The following is a 16,156-nucleotide window of genomic DNA, read 5'->3' as shown; positions in this document are numbered from 1 at the left end:
GCCGGGTGGGTCAGACAAACACGATGGGTCAAGGAGGCCTGCTTGAAACTGGATGTGCAACTCATCTTCTGGGTAGATGCGTTCATGTACCTGATGCTGCACGCGGCCTTGTGGTACGGACTGGCCCGATTCCGCAGCCGCGTGGCGGTGCTGTGGAGTGTGTCCGGTATTTTGAGTGCGCTCAGCCTGTGCGTGCTGGGCAGCAGGGGCTTGATTCACGTCGACCATGTCGTTGTGTTTGGCCAATTGTTGATGGCCTTGGGCAACTGGGGGCGGCAAATTGCCCTGCGTTCGCTCGATGGCCCACCCGATGCCCGCTGGCTCTGGGGCATGGGCCTGTTCAACGTGCTGGCTTTGGGCTTGAGCTTTGGCCTGCATTTTTCGGGCGCACCCGAAAGCACCATCATGGTGGTGTTCTATTCGTTTTACACGCTCAATTGTCTGGAATATTACGTCTCTGGGCGCCACATGGCGCGCAGCCATGACAGCATTGGTGCCACCTCGGTCCGTTGGGCGGGTTTGGTGTTGTCCGGAAGTCTGGGCATCAAGGCCTTGGCCATGATCACGGGGATTGGTTCGGACGATGTGTACGAAGCATCCTGGGACCATGCGGTGGTGTTCGCGGGGCAGTTTGCCGGCATCACCCTGCTGAGTGTGGGCTTCATGCAGATTTTCATAGACAAGGCGCACCGCTCAAAAATCGCAGTGCAGGAACAGCTGGCCCGTGAGCAAGAGCACGCCGCCTTGGTGTTGGAGCATTCGCAAACGCTGTCGAGTTTGTTGGCTGAGCGTGAAGAAATCATTCGGCAATTGACCTTGTCCAATAAGAGCGCAGGCATGGGTGCATTGGTGGCCAGTTTTGCCCACGAGCTCAATCAACCGTTGGCCGCCACACTGTTGCATGCTGAGTTGATCCAGGCGCAGGTGAAAGCCACGCAGAACGCAGGGCGAACCATCGATCAACAGTTGCTGGGCACCGTGGCCAGCCACATCGTGAACGACACCCAAAGGGCAGGTGACATCATTCGCAAACTTCGCGCCTTGTTCCGCATGAGCAAGGGTGAGTTTTCGAAAATCGACTTCAAGCAATTGGTGCTCGATGTGTTGGACATCGTTCAGGGCAAGTCGGCTTTGGAGAAGGTTCGCATTGTCAGTACATTCGACGAGGGGTTTCGCCTGACGGGCGATGTCACGCAACTGCAACAAGTTGTCCTCAATTTGGTGACGAATGCGATGGACGCCATGAGCGACATTGGACACCGTGAGCGTGTGTTGCACATCCGTGGCCTGGTCTTGCCCGGCCATCTGGACCTGCAAGTCGAAGACAACGGCACAGGTATTGCGCTGGACAAACAAGCAGAGGTTTTCAGTCTTTTCAAAAGCACCAAATCCGAGGGCATGGGCGTAGGTCTTTGGTTAAGCCAGGCGATCGTTGAGTCGCATGGCGGCACATTGACCTTTGCCAGTCAGCCCGGTCAAGGCACGGTTTTTACCCTGCGATTGCCCTCGTCAGACTATGTTTTGCCCGCTTGATGAACAATGCCCTCATGAACACCCCATCTCAAATTGACGTGGCTGTGCTGATGCGCCGCGAGCCGGTGCAAGGCCCCATGGCCCGCTGGCAAAGCCACCGCTGGACGCTGGACGATGTGGTCTTGCAGGAAGCCAGCTTTGGTCAGGCCGTTCGTTGCCTGCGTGAAACGCCGGATGCCTCGCAATGGCTCTATCCCAGCTGGTCGGTTCAGTTGTTTCCCGACGATGCCGAAGGCTATTGGCTCAACGCCACATCGCCCACGCCCTGCTGGTTTGTGATGTGGCGCATGATCGAAGTCGATGGTCAAGCGCCGCGTGCAGAGCCCCAGGCGGTGAGCCTGAGCTACCACGATGCAGGCCGTTGGCTGGATGCCCAAGAAACCGTGGAGACCATCCCGGCCCCCGCAGAGGTGGTGCAGTGGATCCGTGAATTTGCCGAGCACCACTATGTGCCCGAAGTGAAGAAACGCCAGCGCCCTCAAAGCTTTCAGGGCCTGACCGATCGCTTTGGCCAGCCAGCATCGGTCAGCACCACCGAGAAACGCAAAGGCGGGCAAGGGCAGGGCGCATGAGCGATCATTTTTTGAGCCGCTGGTCACGCCGCAAGCAAGAAGCGGCCAAGGGCCTGCCGCTGCAAGAGCCTGAGCAGTCCGAAATTCGTGCCACCACGGCGCCCGGCCAAGCGGCGCCAGTGGTTGTCGATCCGTTGGTTGGGCAAACCTCGGCGACACCCCCCCCGGATGAGCCCCTGCCTACGCTGGAAGACGCACAAGCCCTCACGCCCGAATCGGAGTTCGGTGCCTTCATGCAACAAGGTGTGCCCGCCGAGGTGCGCAACCTGGCAGTCAAGAAATTGTTTGCCGACCCGCACTTCAATGTGATGGATGGCCTGGACATTTACATCGGCGACTACAACTTGCCAGACCCTTTGCCTGCCGGCATGCTGCAAAAGATGGCCAGTGCCCAGTTCATGAATTTGGTGCCCCCTGAAATCCCAGAACCCGCCGAACCATTTGAGGCTGTAGGGGTATTGCCGCATGAAAACCCTGATTTGCGCACCCAAGACCCAGAAACAGCTCAGCTTGTGGCACAGTCTGCGCCATCGCAAGCCACAACGGCATTGCCAGACTTGCCCTTAAGCGAACATGACGACCCTGATTTGCAACTGCAACCAAACCATGCCCCTGCAAGCCCAGACCCTGGGCCAGGTGCTGGGTGAAGATTTAAAACTCCACACCACACTGTGCCGCCGCGAGGCGGGCGAATTTCAGCGTGCCGTCAAAAGTGGCCAGACCGTGGTGGTGGCCTGCACACAAGAAAAGCGTTTGTTTTCTGAGCTGGCCGAACAAACCGAAGGCGCTGTGTCGCCCATCCGCTTTGTCAACATCCGCGAGACCGCAGGCTGGAGCAGTGAAGCCGCCAACGCCAGTCCCAAGCTGGCCGCCTTGTTGGCTGCGGCCCGCTTGCCCGAGCCTGAGCCGGTGCCCACCGTCACCTACAAAAGCGAAGGCCGTTTGCTGATCCTGGGGCCCATCGACCAAGCCGAGCGCGCTGCCGCCTTGGTGTCCGATGCGATGCAAGTCACGATCTGGGCCGAAGGACCTGGCAATGCCGGCGGCGCCCAAGAGCGCCGCTACCCCGTCTTGGCCGGACGCCTGCAAAACCTGACCGGCTGGCTCGGGGCCTTTGATGTGAGCTGGGACGCCAGCAACCCGATCGACCTGGACCTGTGCACCCGCTGCAATGCCTGCGTGGCCGCCTGCCCAGAGCAAGCCATTGGTCTGGATTACCAAATTGATATGTCGCGCTGCAGCTCGCACCGCGATTGCGTCAAGGCCTGCGACGCCGTGGGCGCCATCAACTTCATGCGCGAGCCACAAGCGCAAAGCGCACGCTTTGACGTGGTGCTCGATTTGCGCGGCGCCCAAGCGTCGCCCACCTTCACTTCGCATGCCTTGCCTCAAGGCTATTTCCGATGGGACGGGCAGGACCTGCAGACCTTGCTCAAGCTGCGCGAGCTGGTGGGCGAGTTTGAAAAGCCCCGCTTCTTTGCCTACAAACAAAAGCTGTGCGCGCATAGCCGCAACGAACAAGTCGGCTGCAATGCCTGCGTGGACATTTGCTCGGCTGAAGCCATCAGCTCGGACAAGGCGCGCCAGCAAATCAAGGTCAACCCCAACCTGTGCGTGGGCTGCGGTGCCTGCACCACGGCTTGCCCGACCGGGGCACTGACCTACGCTTACCCGCGCCCGGCTGAGCAGGGCGAGAAGATCCGCACCCTCTTGAGTACCTACCAAGCTGCCGGTGGCCGCGACGCCGCTTTGCTGCTGCACAGCCAGGACAAAGGCCAGGCCCTGATCGATGAGCTGGGCCGCGGTGCACAGCTCAAGGTCATGCAAGGCGTGCCCGCCCGCGTGATGCCGGTGGCCTTGTGGCACACCGCCAGCGTGGGCCTGGAGCTGTGGCTGTCGGCCGTGGCCTATGGCGCCCGGCAGGTTTTGGTCATGCTGACCGACGAAGAAGCCCCGCAGTACAAGAGCGCTTTGATGGAGCAAATGGCCGTGGCCCAAAGCCTGTTGAATGGCTTGGGCTACGAAGGCGTGCATTTTGAATTGCTGCAAGTGGGCAACGCCGCCTCGCTCGACGCCGATCTGCAGCGCCTGTCAGGACGAGCTGTCAAAGCCCCTGCAGGCCCTGCTTTGGCGGCGCGGCACGCGGTGCAGGCCGAAAAGCGCAGCAACCTTGAGCTGACCCTGGACCACCTGATGGCGCAGTCACCGGTCATGGCCGCGCCGTCTCGTCCGGCGGCTTTGGCCTTGCCTGCGGTGGGCTCACCGCTGGGCACCATCGTGGTCAATGCCAGCAAATGCACCCTGTGCATGAGCTGTGTGGGGGCCTGCCCTTCGTCGGCCTTGCAAGACAACCCGCAGCAGCCCGAAATCAAATTCATCGAGAAAAACTGCGTGCAGTGCGGCCTGTGCGCCACCACCTGCCCCGAGCAAGCCATCACCTTGGAGCCCCGCCTGTCGCTCGTGCCTGAGCGCACACAGGCCCGGGTGCTGCACAACAGCCCACCTTATGGCTGCGTTCGTTGCGGCAAACCCTTTGGCACGGTCAAGGCCATCGAGACCATGCTCGGCCGCCTGGCCGGGCACAGCATGTTTCAGGGCCCCGCATTGGAGCGCCTCAAAATGTGTGGCGACTGCCGCGTGGTGGACATGTTCACCGACGAAAACCAGGTCCGCATGGCGGGCGACAAACCCCTGAATTGATTTTTCATGAGCTCAGATCTGAACTTGTCGAACACCAGCCATGCGCTGGACGAAGAAACCGCACGCGCCGAGATATACGGCCTGCTCTCATCGCTTTATTACCAGCCGCCTTCGCCAGAGCTGTTGAATCAGTTGCAGGTGGCCGTGACCGAAGCGCCCGATGCAGGGGCCTTCTTGGAAGATTCCTGGCGGGAACTGGTGGCGTCTGCACGCGAGTTGAGCTTGGTACAAATTGCCAGTGAATACACCAGCTTGTTCGGTGGCGTGGGCAAGCCCGAGGTGTATCTGTTTGGTTCGCACTACCTCAGTGGCTTCCTGAATGAAAAGCCTCTGGTCAAGCTGCGCCACGACCTGATAGCCCTGGGCTTGGGGCGCAGCGATGACATGCCCGAAACCGAAGACCACGCGGCCTATGTGCTCGAGGTGATGCGTTTTCTCATTGCCGGAGACGATGTCTCTGTGGCCAACCTGAGTCATCAGCAGGCATTTTTCAGTCAGCATCTGCAGCCTTGGATGTCGCAAATGTGTCAGGTGCTTGTGGGGCATCCCCGTGCCCATTTTTATGCCGGTGTTGCCGCATTCACGGATGCGTTTTTGAGCGTGGAAGTTCAGGGCTTTGACTTGTTGCAGTGATTGAAAAAATCTTCACAACGCTGTGAGAAAAAAGACGAGGCTTTGTCGGGTTTTCACTTAGCCCAGTTTGACAATGCCATTCAATAATGAAATGACCGAGCTAATTCATTGGTGCTTGGCTATTTTTACAACGAATGGAGAATCACTGTGTCAGAAAACCAAACCCCACGTCGCCGTAACCTCCTCAAGGGCGCTGCCTTGGCCGCAGGTGCCATCTCCGCCCCCATGATTGCCAAAGCCCAGACTGGCCCGATCAGCATGCGCTGGCAGAGCACATGGCCTGCCAAGGACATTTTCCACGAATACGCTTTGGATTACGCCAAGAAGGTCAACGACATGACCGGTGGCGATCTGAAGATCGAAGTGCTGCCTGCTGGCGCTGTGGTGCCTGCATTTGGTTTGCTCGAAGCGGTGTCCAAAGGCACTTTGGACGGCGGCCACGGCGTGTTGGGCTACCACTACGGCAAGCAAAACGCTTTGGCCTTGTGGAGCTCCGGCCCTGCTTTCGGCATGGATGCCAACATGATCCTGGCCTGGCACAAGTACGGCGGCGGCGCTGAGCTGTTGGCCAAGTTGTACGCCTCGATTGGCGGCAACGTCCAGTCTTTCCTGTACGGCCCCATGGCCACTCAGCCCTTCGGCTGGTTCAAGAAGCCGATCACCAAGACGGCTGACCTGAAAGGCCTGAAGTTCCGCACCAACGGTCTGGCGATTGACCTGTTCACCGCCATGGGCGCTGCCGTGAACGCCTTGCCAGGCGGCGAGATTGTGCCTGCGATGGACCGCGGTTTGCTCGACGGTGCCGAGTTCAACAACGCCACATCCGACCGCATCTTGGGCTTCCCCGATGTCTCCAAAGTCTGCATGCTGCAAAGCTACCACCAGGCCTCGGAAACCTTCGAGATCATGTTCAACAAGACCAAGTACGATGCACTGCCTGCCAAGTTGAAGTCCGTGATTTCGATCGCGACAGAAGCCGCTTCGGCCGACATGTCCTGGAAAGCCATTGACCGTTATTCCAAGGACTACATCGAATTGCAGACCAAGGACAAGGTCAAATTCTTCAAGACACCTGATGCGATCTTGCAAGAGCAGCTCAAGGTCTGGTCTGAAATCCTAGAGAAGAAGTCTGCCGAAAACGCGATCTTCAAGGAAGTGGTGGCCTCCCAGAAAGCTTTCGCAGCCCGTGCTGTGAAGTGGGACCAGGACACCAACATCAGCCGTCGCATGGCAGTTAACCATTTCTTTGGTGCCAAAAAAGGCTGATCACCTTCTCAAGCCTTCCCCATCAGCCATCTGGGCATTTCCAGATGGCTGATTCATTTATGTGGTTCCCTTATGCAAAACCTGTTGCTTTTTATTGACAAAGTCAGCACATGGATTGGCCAGTTTTTTTCTTGGCTGATCGTGGCGCTGACTTTCATGATTTCCTGGGAGGTTTTCTCCCGATATGTGCTGGACAGTCCCCACGCCTGGGCCTTTGACGTCATGAGCATGATGTATGGCTCACTTTTCATGATGGCGGGTGCTTACACCTTGTCCAAAAACGGCCATGTGCGCGGCGATGTGCTGTACGGCTTTTTCCCGCCCCGCCTGCAGGCCTGGCTGGATTTGATTTTGTACATCGTGTTCTTTATTCCCGGTGTGGTGGCATTGGCTTATGCAGGTTACGGTTTTGCAGCCGAATCTTGGGCTATCCACGAACACTCCAACATCACGGCTGACGGTCCACCGGTTTACCCCTTCAAGACCATCTTGCCCATTGCAGGTGCCTTCTTGCTGGCCCAAGGCTTGGTCGAAATCGTGCGTTGCATCGTCTGCATCAAGCAGGGCGAATGGCCCAAGCGCGGCGATGACGTGGACGAAGTCGATGTCGAAAAACTCAAGGAAATGGTCAACGTCAAGGACGAAGACATCGCCAAACTCGATGTGCTGGTGACGGCTGACAAGGGAACTCACAAATGAAAAAAGAAGTCTGGTTCGGCCTGACGATCATGGCCTTGGTCGTGTTGTCGGCCTTTGTTTTGCTGCCGGCTCCGTCCGAGATGACCAATGGTCACTTGGGGCTGTTGATGTTGGCGCTGGTGGTGGTGGCGATCATGTTGGGTTTCCCGACCGCCTTCACCCTGATGGGCATGGGCATGATCTTCGCTTGGATCGCCTACAAAAGCCAAAACCCCGATTTGGCGGTCAGCCAAACACTGGACCTGATGGTCCAGCGGGCTTATTCGGTCATGTCCAACGACGTGCTGATCTCGATCCCGCTGTTCGTGTTCATGGGCTACCTGATTGAACGCGCCAACCTGATCGAAAAGCTCTTCAAGAGCATGCACCTGGCCATGGCCCGCCTGCCAGGCTCATTGGCGGTGGCCACCATCGTGACCTGTGCGATCTTCGCGACGGCCACGGGCATCGTTGGTGCAGTGGTCACGCTCATGGGCTTGCTGGCGCTGCCTGCCATGCTGCGTGCGGGCTACAGCGTGCAGTTGTCAGCCGGTGCCATCACGGCCGGTGGCTGTTTGGGCATTTTGATTCCGCCTTCGGTCATGTTGATCGTGTACGGTGCGACGGCTGGTGTGTCGGTGGTCAAGCTGTATGCCGGTGCATTTTTCCCCGGCATCATGCTGGCCACTTTGTATGTTGTTTATGTGGTGATCATTGCCAAGATCAAACCCCACATGGCACCGCCCATGTCGGCTGAAGACCGCATCGTGCCCTTGCCTGCTTTTGCGCAAGTGGTGTCCAAAGACGTCAGCAACACCGTGTTGCCAGGCCTGATCGGCGCCATCAAGGGCAAGCGCAATGTGGCCGTGCCCATGCGCGAATTGCTCAACCATTTGGGTATCGCTTTGCTGCCCGCCTTGGCGGTAGCCGCCATCATGGGCACCATTTACTTCAAGGTCACAGCGCCTTTGCCTGTTGAGGCGGTCGAAGGTGTGGTGGCCATGGGTGGTGAGTTGTCTGAAACTTCAGACGATCAAGAGGCTGAAAGTGTCAGCGGTTTGTCTGAACCTGAAGCCGATGGTCTGCAAACGCCGCCCGGTACGGCCGAAGTCGCCAAGGTCGAAGCGGCGCCTGCTGCAGAACCCGCCAAAGCGCCTGCACCGGCAGCGGTCAGTGCTGCGGCTGAAACACCAGCGGCCCAAGCCGAGCGCCAGCCAGCGCCGATGTCCTTCTGGATTGGCCTGGCCAGCTGTGCCGTGGCACTGGCCATCTTCTACGCCTATTTCAGCTTTGTGCGCCTTGAAATCTTCAAGATGCTGCTGGGTTCGTTCTTCCCACTGGCCCTGATGATTCTGGCGGTGCTGGGCACCATCGTCTTTGGCTTGGCCACGCCCACCGAGGCTGCGGCCATGGGTTCGCTGGGCGGCTTGTTGCTGGCCGCAGCTTACCGCCGCCTGAACTATGTGGTGCTGCGCGAGTCGGTGTACCTCACGGCCAAAACCAGTGCCATGGTGTGCTGGTTGTTTGTGGGCTCCAGCATTTTCTCGGCCGCGTTTGCGTTGCTGGGTGGTCAGGAGATCATCAACACTTGGGTGCTGGGCATGGACCTGACGCCTGTGCAGTTCATGATCTTGGCGCAAGTGGTCATCTTCTTGCTGGGCTGGCCATTGGAATGGACCGAGATCATCGTGATTTTCATGCCGATCTTCATTCCTTTGCTGCCTCACTTCGGCATTGATCCGCTGTTCTTCGGCCTGTTGGTGGCCTTGAACCTGCAGACCGCATTCCTGAGCCCACCCGTGGCGATGGCAGCGTTCTATTTGAAGGGTGTGAGCCCACCGCACGTCACGCTGAACCAGATCTTCGCAGGCATGCTGCCTTTCATGGCGATCCAGGTTTTTGCGATCGTGCTGCTCTACATCTTCCCGGCCATCGGCATGTGGTTGCCTGAAGTTCTGTACAAATAAAAAGAACACCGTGCGCTCACGCACACACAGCCCAAGTGGTTTGTGTGCGTGGGCGTTTTTTTTCGCTCTTTGAGGGTGTCGGCTGTCACCCACTTGACGAAAATGAATTTGATCTAAGGGTTTTTACATGAAAAGCCTGCTGGGCAGACAGTAAGATCACCTATGTACCTTTTTGCCTAGGCCATAAGTTCTGCTGATCCATCAGCTTGCCTTTTTTCAGGAGTCTTTGATGTCATCCAAAACTTCCTCTCTTTCGCGTCGCAGCCTGTTTGCAGGCGCTGCCACGGTAGGCGCTGTGGCTGCGGCAACGGCCGTGTTGCCCGGTGTTGTGAAGCAGTCGGCACCAGTGGCCGCTGCTTTGCCCAAACCTGCGCGTGGTGGCGGTTACACCCTGAGCGAACACGTTCAGCAGTACTACAAAACCACCCGCATCTGACCTGGCCACTGGCCGGTCTTTCATCTTTCCCCCAACTGGAGCCCTCCATGTTGTTGACCAAAAAGCAAAGCACCACCTCGGGTGGCGTTTCCTCTCCTTTCATTCACAGCCTGCGCCGCGGTTTGTCGCAAGCACTGCCTACACTCGACCGTCGCAGCTTTTTGCGCCGTTCGGGTCTGGGTGTGGGCGTGGGTCTTGCCGCATCTCAGCTGAGCTTGGTGCAAAAAGCCCAGGCGGCCACTGGCGCTTCCATCCTGGGTGCGGGCAAAGTCGAAGTCAAACGCACTGTGTGCACCCATTGCTCGGTGGGTTGCGCGGTCGATGCCGTTGTTGAAAACGGCGTCTGGGTCCGCCAAGAAGCCGTGTTCGATTCGCCCATCAACCTGGGCGCCCACTGCGCCAAGGGCGCGGCCCTGCGTGAACACGGCCATGGCGAATACCGCCTGCGCTACCCGATGAAGCTGGTCAACGGCAAATACGAGCGCATCAGCTGGGACACTGCCCTGACTGAGATCAGCGCCAAGATGCTGGAGCTCAAAAAAGCCAGCGGCCCTGACAGCGTGTACTTCATTGGTTCGTCCAAGCACAACAACGAACAAGCCTACTTGATGCGCAAGTTCGTCAGCTTCTGGGGCACCAACAACTGTGACCACCAGGCCCGTATTTGCCACTCCACCACCGTGGCCGGTGTGGCGAACACCTGGGGTTATGGCGCCATGACCAACTCGTACAACGACATGCAAAACAGCAAGGTCGCTTTGTACATCGGCTCCAACGCAGCCGAAGCCCACCCCGTGTCCATGCTGCACATGCTGCACGCCAAGGAAAACGGCTGCAAGATGATCGTGGTCGATCCACGCTTCACCCGCACTGCGGCCAAGGCCGACGAGTACGTGCGCATCCGCTCAGGCACAGACATTCCTTTCCTGTTCGGTGTGCTCTATCACATCTTCAAGAACGGCTGGGAAGACAAAAAATACATCAACGACCGCGTGTATGGCATGGAAGCCGTCAAGGCAGACGTGTTGGCCAAGTGGACACCGGACAAAGTGGAAGAAGCTTGCGGCGTCAAAGAAGACCAAGTCTTCAAGATCGCCAAGATGCTGCACGAGAACAACCCTGGCACCGTGGTCTGGTGCATGGGTCAGACCCAGCACACCATCGGCAACGCCATCGTGCGTGCGTCGTGCATCTTGCAACTGGCCTTGGGCAACGTGGGCAAGAGCGGTGGCGGCACCAACATCTTCCGTGGCCACGACAACGTGCAAGGCGCCACCGACGTTGGCCCCAACCCTGATTCTCTGCCCGGCTATTACGGTCTGGCTGAAGGCTCCTGGAAGCACTTTGCCAACGCCTGGGGCGTGGACTTCGAGTGGATTAAAAAGCAGTTTTCTGCCCCCGCCATGATGGGCAAGAATGGCATCACCGTGTCCCGCTGGATCGACGGTGTGCTCGAGAAAAACGAACTCATTGACCAGGACAGCAACCTGCGTGGCGTTTTCTACTGGGGCCATGCGCCCAACTCCCAGACCCGCGGTCTGGAGATGAAGCGCGCCATGGACAAGCTGGACTTGCTGGTGGTGGTGGACCCTTACCCATCGGCCACAGCCGCCATGGCCGCCATGCCAGGCAAAGCCGAAGACCTGAACCCCAACCGCGCCGTGTACCTGTTGCCCGCCGCCACGCAATTCGAGACCAGCGGTTCGTGCACCGCGTCCAACCGTTCGCTGCAGTGGCGCGAGAAGGTCATCGACCCGCTGTGGGAGAGCCGCTCTGACCACATGATCATGTACCAGTTGGCTCAAAAATTGGGCTTTGGTACCGAGCTGGTCAAAAACTACAAAATGCAAAAAGTCAAAGGCATGGACGAACCCATGCCCGAAGACATCCTGCGCGAAATCAACAAATGCGTTTGGACCATTGGCTACACCGGCCAAAGCCCTGAGCGCCTGAAGGCCCACATGAAGAACATGAACGTGTTCGATGTGAAAACCCTCAAGGCCAAAGGCGGCAAAGACAAGGAAACCGGCTACGACTTCACAGGCGACTACTTCGGTCTGCCATGGCCTTGCTACGGCACGCCCGAACTCAAGCACCCCGGCTCGCCCAACCTGTACGACACCTCCAAGCACGTCATGGACGGCGGTGGCAACTTCCGCGCCAACTTCGGTGTGGAACGCGAAGGCAAGAGCCTGCTGTCTGAAGACGGTTCGCACTCCAAAGGTGCTGACATCACCACCGGTTACCCGGAACTCGACCACATCTTGCTGAAAAAGCTGGGCTGGTGGGACGAGTTGACCGATGCCGAAAAAGCCAAGGCCGAAGGCAAGAACTGGAAGACCGACAACTCGGGCGGCATGATGCGTGTGTTCATGCAAAACCATGGCTGCCACCCCTTTGGCAACGCCAAAGCGCGTGCCGTGGTCTGGAACTTCCCGGACCCCATTCCTCAGCACCGTGAGCCTTTGTACGGCACGCGTCCTGACATGATGGCCAAGTACCCCACGCACGACGACAAGAAAGCTTTCTGGCGTCTGCCCACCCTGTACAAAACGGTGCAGGACAAGAATATCGCCGACAAGATGCACGAGAAGTTCCCGCTCATCCTCACCTCTGGCCGTTTGGTCGAGTACGAAGGTGGTGGCGAAGAGACCCGCTCCAACCCTTGGTTGGCCGAGTTGCAGCAAGAGGCTTATGTCGAGATCAACCCGAAGACAGCGGCTGACCGTGGCATCCGCAACGGCGACCGTGTCTGGCTGATGGGTGCCACTGGCGCACGTCTGGACGTGCAAGCCCTGGTGACCGAGCGTGTCGACACCGGCACCGTCTGGATGCCATTCCACTTCTCGGGTCGTTGGCAAGGTGCCGACATGCTGGCGCATTACCCCAAGGGCGCTGCCCCGGTGGTGCGCGGCGAGGCGGTCAACACCGCCACCACCTATGGTTATGACAGCGTCACCATGATGCAAGAGACCAAGACCACCATCTGCAACATCCAGAAGGCCTGAGGAGAACACGATGGCACGAATGAAATTCATCTGTGACGCCGAGCGCTGCATCGAATGCAACGGCTGCGTCACTGCTTGCAAAAACGAACACGAAGTCCCATGGGGTGTGAACCGCCGCCGTGTGGTCACCCTGAACGACGGTGTTCCTGGTGAAAAGTCGATCTCGGTCGCTTGCATGCACTGCTCGGATGCGCCTTGCATGGCCGTTTGCCCGGTCAACTGCTTCTACAAAACCGATGAAGGTGTGGTTCTGCACGACAAAGACGTGTGCATCGGCTGCGGCTACTGCTCATATGCTTGCCCCTTTGGCGCACCGCAGTTCCCAGGCCAAGGCACATTCGGTGTGCGCGGCAAGATGGACAAATGCACCTTCTGCGCCGGTGGCCCCGAAGAGCACGGCAGCCAAGCCGAGTTTGAGAAATATGGCCGCAACCGCCTGGCCGAAGGCAAATTGCCTGCTTGCGCCGAGATGTGCTCCACCAAAGCATTGCTCGCCGGTGACGGTGATGTCATCACCGACATCTTGCGTGGTCGCGTCATTCAGCGCGGCAAGGGTGCCGAAGTCTGGGGCTGGGGCACCGCCTACGGCAACCAAGCCAAGCAAGGAGCCTGATGATGCGAAGCACTCTGATTTTTGCAACGGCTGTGGCCGCTGTCTTGGCCTTGTCGGCTTGCGGCGAAAAGCCGCAAGACAAGATGGGCATCCGCAGCGACCAGCCTGCGCAAGCGGGTACCGGTGTGGCTGCCTTCACCGAGCCTGGATGGAAAGCCGGTGACCATGCCAGCTGGTCCAACCACCTCAAGGCCCGTGCCAACTACGGCATGAACGATCACCAGCGCGCGCCCAAGTGAGCGCATGAGGAGTTCATCATGCGTCGCTTGATCATCACTTTGAGCCTGAGTTGGCTCGCGTTGGGCGCTGCTGCGCAGGCGGTGGCCCCAGGGGCCGCACCCGCTGCCGATGCGGCCGGTGGCGTCAAAAGCGCCAACATCTTCCAGATCGCGCCCGGCGCCGATGCCGATCCCAAATACAAAGACCAGACCAACGCCGAGCGCGGCCAAGTCCAGCCCGGCAACAATGCGCCCATGTGGCGCCAAGTCGGGCAGGGCGTGACCGGTTACAGCAGCCTGCCCCTGAGCCAGGCGCCCGAGGCGGGCAACCTGATCCAGAAGTTCGTGCAATACCCTGGCTCGCGCCTGACCAACGCCGGTGAAGCCTGGCGCCAAGTGCGCAACCAGTACCTGATCCCTTACGGCGGTGCGCTGTTGTTGATCGTGCTGGGTGCGATCGCGCTGTTTTACTGGCGCAAGGGCACCATCGAATTGCACGGCCAGGAAACCGGCCGCAAGATCGAACGCTTCACGCCATTTGAGCGCTCGGCCCACTGGGCCAATGCCATCGCTTTTTGCGCTTTGGCCATCTCGGGCATCGTCATGGCCTTTGGCAAGTTTTTCATCTTGCCCGTCATTGGCACGGCCTTGTTTGGCTGGCTGACCTACGCGCTGAAAAACATCCACAACTTTGCAGGCCCTTTGTTTGCGGTGTCCCTGGTGATCGTGATCGTCACGTTTGTGCGCGACAACATCCCCAGCAAAGAAGACCTCACCTGGGTCCTCAAGGGCGGTGGTTTGGTCTCGGGCACCGAAGTGCCTTCGCACCGCTTCAACGCCGGTGAAAAGATCCTCTTCTGGTCCGGTGTGTTCTTCCTGGGTCTGGTGGTGGTGGCTTCGGGCCTGGTGCTCGACAAGGTCATCCCCGGTCTTGTGTACGAACGCGGCACCATGCAGATCAGCCACATGGTGCATGCCGTGGCCACATTCTTGATGATGACCATGTTCCTGGGCCACATCTACATGGGCACCATCGGCATGCGCGGCGCTTACAGTGCTATGCGTGACGGCTATGTGGACGAAACCTGGGCCAAAGAACACCACGAACTTTGGTACGACGACATCAAAGCCGGCAAGATCCCGGCCAAACGCTCGACCCCCATCACGGCAGCACCGACTGCCACCTCCAAGGCCGCATCGGCTTGAACAGGAGCACCTCCATGAAAAAGACCTTGCTTGTTTTGTCCGCACTGGCGCTGAGCTTCAGCGCAGCTGCCAAACTGCCCGCGCCCAGCGACGAAGCCAAAGCCAAAGCCGCTGAAGCGGCTGCCAAGACAGCCCACGGCAACAAAGTGGCCGACTTCCAGTTGTGCAAGTCACGCGAAAAAGTCGCGGCCCACTATTACAAAACGGCCAAGGCCACCGGTGCCAAAACCAATGCACCCACGGCCACACCAGCGTGCGCAGACCCAGGTGCTTACAAGCCCGCAGAGCAAGCGGCCGCTCCAGCAGCTGCGCCCGCAACACCTGCACCCGCTACCGCACCGGCCAAAAAAGGCTGATCTTTCTTCCAGAGTCTCCAGCCTCAGATCCCCCGTCCTCACCGGCGGGGGATTTTTACGTTAGGCTCACACCATGTCTGCCGTTTTGACCGATATCACCGACACCCCTGTACGCCTCAAACCCGCGTTGACGCACGCCCGCGCCTCGCTCACACGCACAGTGCAGGTTTGCAACGAGTTGGGTGAACAGTCCGAGACGCAGATCCCGGCAGAGCGCGCCCTCACGATTTACCTCGACAAAAAAGAACTCGTCACCCTGATGACCTTGGGCGCCGAGCCCGAATGGTTGGTGCTGGGTTTCTTGCGCAACCAGCGCCTGATCGATTCGGTCGAGCAAATCGAGTCCATCACGGTGGATTGGACGATTGGCGAAGGCGAAACCGGTGAGCCGGGTGTGGCCGCCGTCAAGACACGTCCCGGCGCGCATATCACCACCCAACGCAGCGCCGAACGCGTGGTCACCACCGGCTGCGGCCAAGGCAGTGTCTTTGGTGACCTGATGGCCCACATCGACGACATCGTGCTGCCCGAAGCGCGCATCACGCAAGGCCAGCTCTACGCCCTGGTCAACGCCATCCGCGTGCAGGAGTCCACCTACAAATCATCCGGCTCGGTGCACGGCTGCGCGCTGTTTCAGAACGACCAGATGCTCATGTTCGTGGAAGACGTCGGGCGCCACAATGCGGTCGACACCATCGCCGGCTGGATGTGGATGAACGACATCAGCGGCCAGGACAAGGTGTTCTACACCACTGGCCGCTTGACCAGCGAGATGGTCATCAAGTCCGCGCAAATGGGCGTGCCGATTGTGGTCTCGCGCAGCGGCATTACCCAAATGGGCCTGGACGTGGCCAAGCGCCTGGGCCTGTGCGCCATCGGCCGCGCCACCAACAAACGCTTCCTGTGCTTCAGCGCCCCCGAGCGCATGGTCTGGCAAACGGCATTGGCCAGCACCTGATTCTGGATTGCC

Annotated in this window: 15 protein-coding genes; all 15 read left to right on the top strand. The window is 59.0% G+C overall.

Features of this window, described 5'->3' with window-relative positions; all coding sequences use genetic code 11:
* Positions 1-42 precede the first annotated feature (42 nt).
* The 15 genes from B9Z43_RS07470 to B9Z43_RS07400 all read left to right on the top strand — a co-directional run bounded on the left by B9Z43_RS07470 (position 43) and on the right by B9Z43_RS07400 (position 16,144).
* Positions 43-1,533 (top strand): sensor histidine kinase, encoded by a 1,491-nt coding sequence (locus B9Z43_RS07470; RefSeq protein ID WP_146183881.1) that lies wholly within the window; start codon positions 43-45, stop codon positions 1,531-1,533.
* Positions 1,534-1,547: 14 nt separating this feature from the next.
* The gene (locus tag B9Z43_RS07465) at positions 1,548-2,105 is read left to right on the top strand and encodes a DUF3305 domain-containing protein (RefSeq protein ID WP_369910083.1); all 558 of its coding nucleotides are present in this window, start codon (positions 1,548-1,550) and stop codon (positions 2,103-2,105) included.
* Positions 2,102-2,752: a DUF3306 domain-containing protein gene (locus B9Z43_RS07460; protein ID WP_108324221.1), complete on the top strand. Its 651-nt coding sequence runs from the start codon at positions 2,102-2,104 to the stop codon at positions 2,750-2,752. Before B9Z43_RS07465 ends, B9Z43_RS07460 begins: the two co-directional genes overlap by 4 nt.
* A complete protein-coding gene (locus B9Z43_RS07455; RefSeq protein ID WP_233249958.1) occupies positions 2,679-4,805 on the top strand; it encodes a 4Fe-4S binding protein in 2,127 nt (708 codons plus the stop codon). Before B9Z43_RS07460 ends, B9Z43_RS07455 begins: the two co-directional genes overlap by 74 nt.
* 6 nt (positions 4,806-4,811) lie before the next feature.
* Entirely contained in the window at positions 4,812-5,438 is a 627-nt protein-coding gene (locus B9Z43_RS07450; RefSeq protein WP_108324219.1) for a molecular chaperone, read from the top strand.
* Between the two features lie 147 nt (positions 5,439-5,585).
* Positions 5,586-6,704, top strand: coding sequence for a TRAP transporter substrate-binding protein (locus tag B9Z43_RS07445; protein ID WP_199222273.1), 1,119 nt, complete (start codon positions 5,586-5,588; stop codon positions 6,702-6,704).
* 72 nt (positions 6,705-6,776) lie between these two features.
* The gene (locus B9Z43_RS07440; protein WP_108324218.1) at positions 6,777-7,403 is read left to right on the top strand and encodes a TRAP transporter small permease subunit; all 627 of its coding nucleotides are present in this window, start codon (positions 6,777-6,779) and stop codon (positions 7,401-7,403) included.
* Positions 7,400-9,349 (top strand): TRAP transporter large permease subunit, encoded by a 1,950-nt coding sequence (locus tag B9Z43_RS07435; RefSeq protein ID WP_108324217.1) that lies wholly within the window; start codon positions 7,400-7,402, stop codon positions 9,347-9,349. Before B9Z43_RS07440 ends, B9Z43_RS07435 begins: the two co-directional genes overlap by 4 nt.
* 229 nt (positions 9,350-9,578) lie before the next feature.
* Positions 9,579-9,785: a formate dehydrogenase gene (locus B9Z43_RS07430; protein WP_108324216.1), complete on the top strand. Its 207-nt coding sequence runs from the start codon at positions 9,579-9,581 to the stop codon at positions 9,783-9,785.
* 47 nt (positions 9,786-9,832) lie between these two features.
* A complete protein-coding gene (locus B9Z43_RS07425) occupies positions 9,833-12,793 on the top strand; it encodes a formate dehydrogenase subunit alpha (protein ID WP_108324215.1) in 2,961 nt (986 codons plus the stop codon).
* A gap of 10 nt (positions 12,794-12,803) precedes the next feature.
* Positions 12,804-13,406, top strand: coding sequence for a formate dehydrogenase FDH3 subunit beta (gene fdh3B, locus B9Z43_RS07420; RefSeq protein ID WP_108324214.1), 603 nt, complete (start codon positions 12,804-12,806; stop codon positions 13,404-13,406).
* A 2-nt stretch (positions 13,407-13,408) separates the two neighbouring features.
* Positions 13,409-13,645, top strand: a complete 237-nt coding sequence (locus tag B9Z43_RS07415) for a hypothetical protein (RefSeq protein ID WP_108324213.1) — start codon at positions 13,409-13,411, stop codon at positions 13,643-13,645.
* An 18-nt stretch (positions 13,646-13,663) separates the two neighbouring features.
* Complete coding sequence (locus tag B9Z43_RS07410; RefSeq protein WP_108324212.1) at positions 13,664-14,830, top strand: formate dehydrogenase subunit gamma; 1,167 nt, start codon at positions 13,664-13,666, stop codon at positions 14,828-14,830.
* A 14-nt stretch (positions 14,831-14,844) separates the two neighbouring features.
* A complete protein-coding gene (locus B9Z43_RS07405) occupies positions 14,845-15,186 on the top strand; it encodes a hypothetical protein (RefSeq protein WP_108324211.1) in 342 nt (113 codons plus the stop codon).
* Positions 15,187-15,259: 73 nt separating this feature from the next.
* The gene (locus B9Z43_RS07400; protein WP_108324210.1) at positions 15,260-16,144 is read left to right on the top strand and encodes a formate dehydrogenase accessory sulfurtransferase FdhD; all 885 of its coding nucleotides are present in this window, start codon (positions 15,260-15,262) and stop codon (positions 16,142-16,144) included.
* Positions 16,145-16,156: the final 12 nt, after the last annotated feature.

Origin of the sequence: Limnohabitans sp. MMS-10A-192, assembly GCF_003063335.1 — a bacterium.
Taxonomy (GTDB): Bacteria; Pseudomonadota; Gammaproteobacteria; order Burkholderiales; family Burkholderiaceae_C; genus Limnohabitans_A.
The sequence above is the reverse complement of the archived record's forward strand: the minus strand, read 5'-3'. Positions and strand labels throughout refer to the sequence as shown.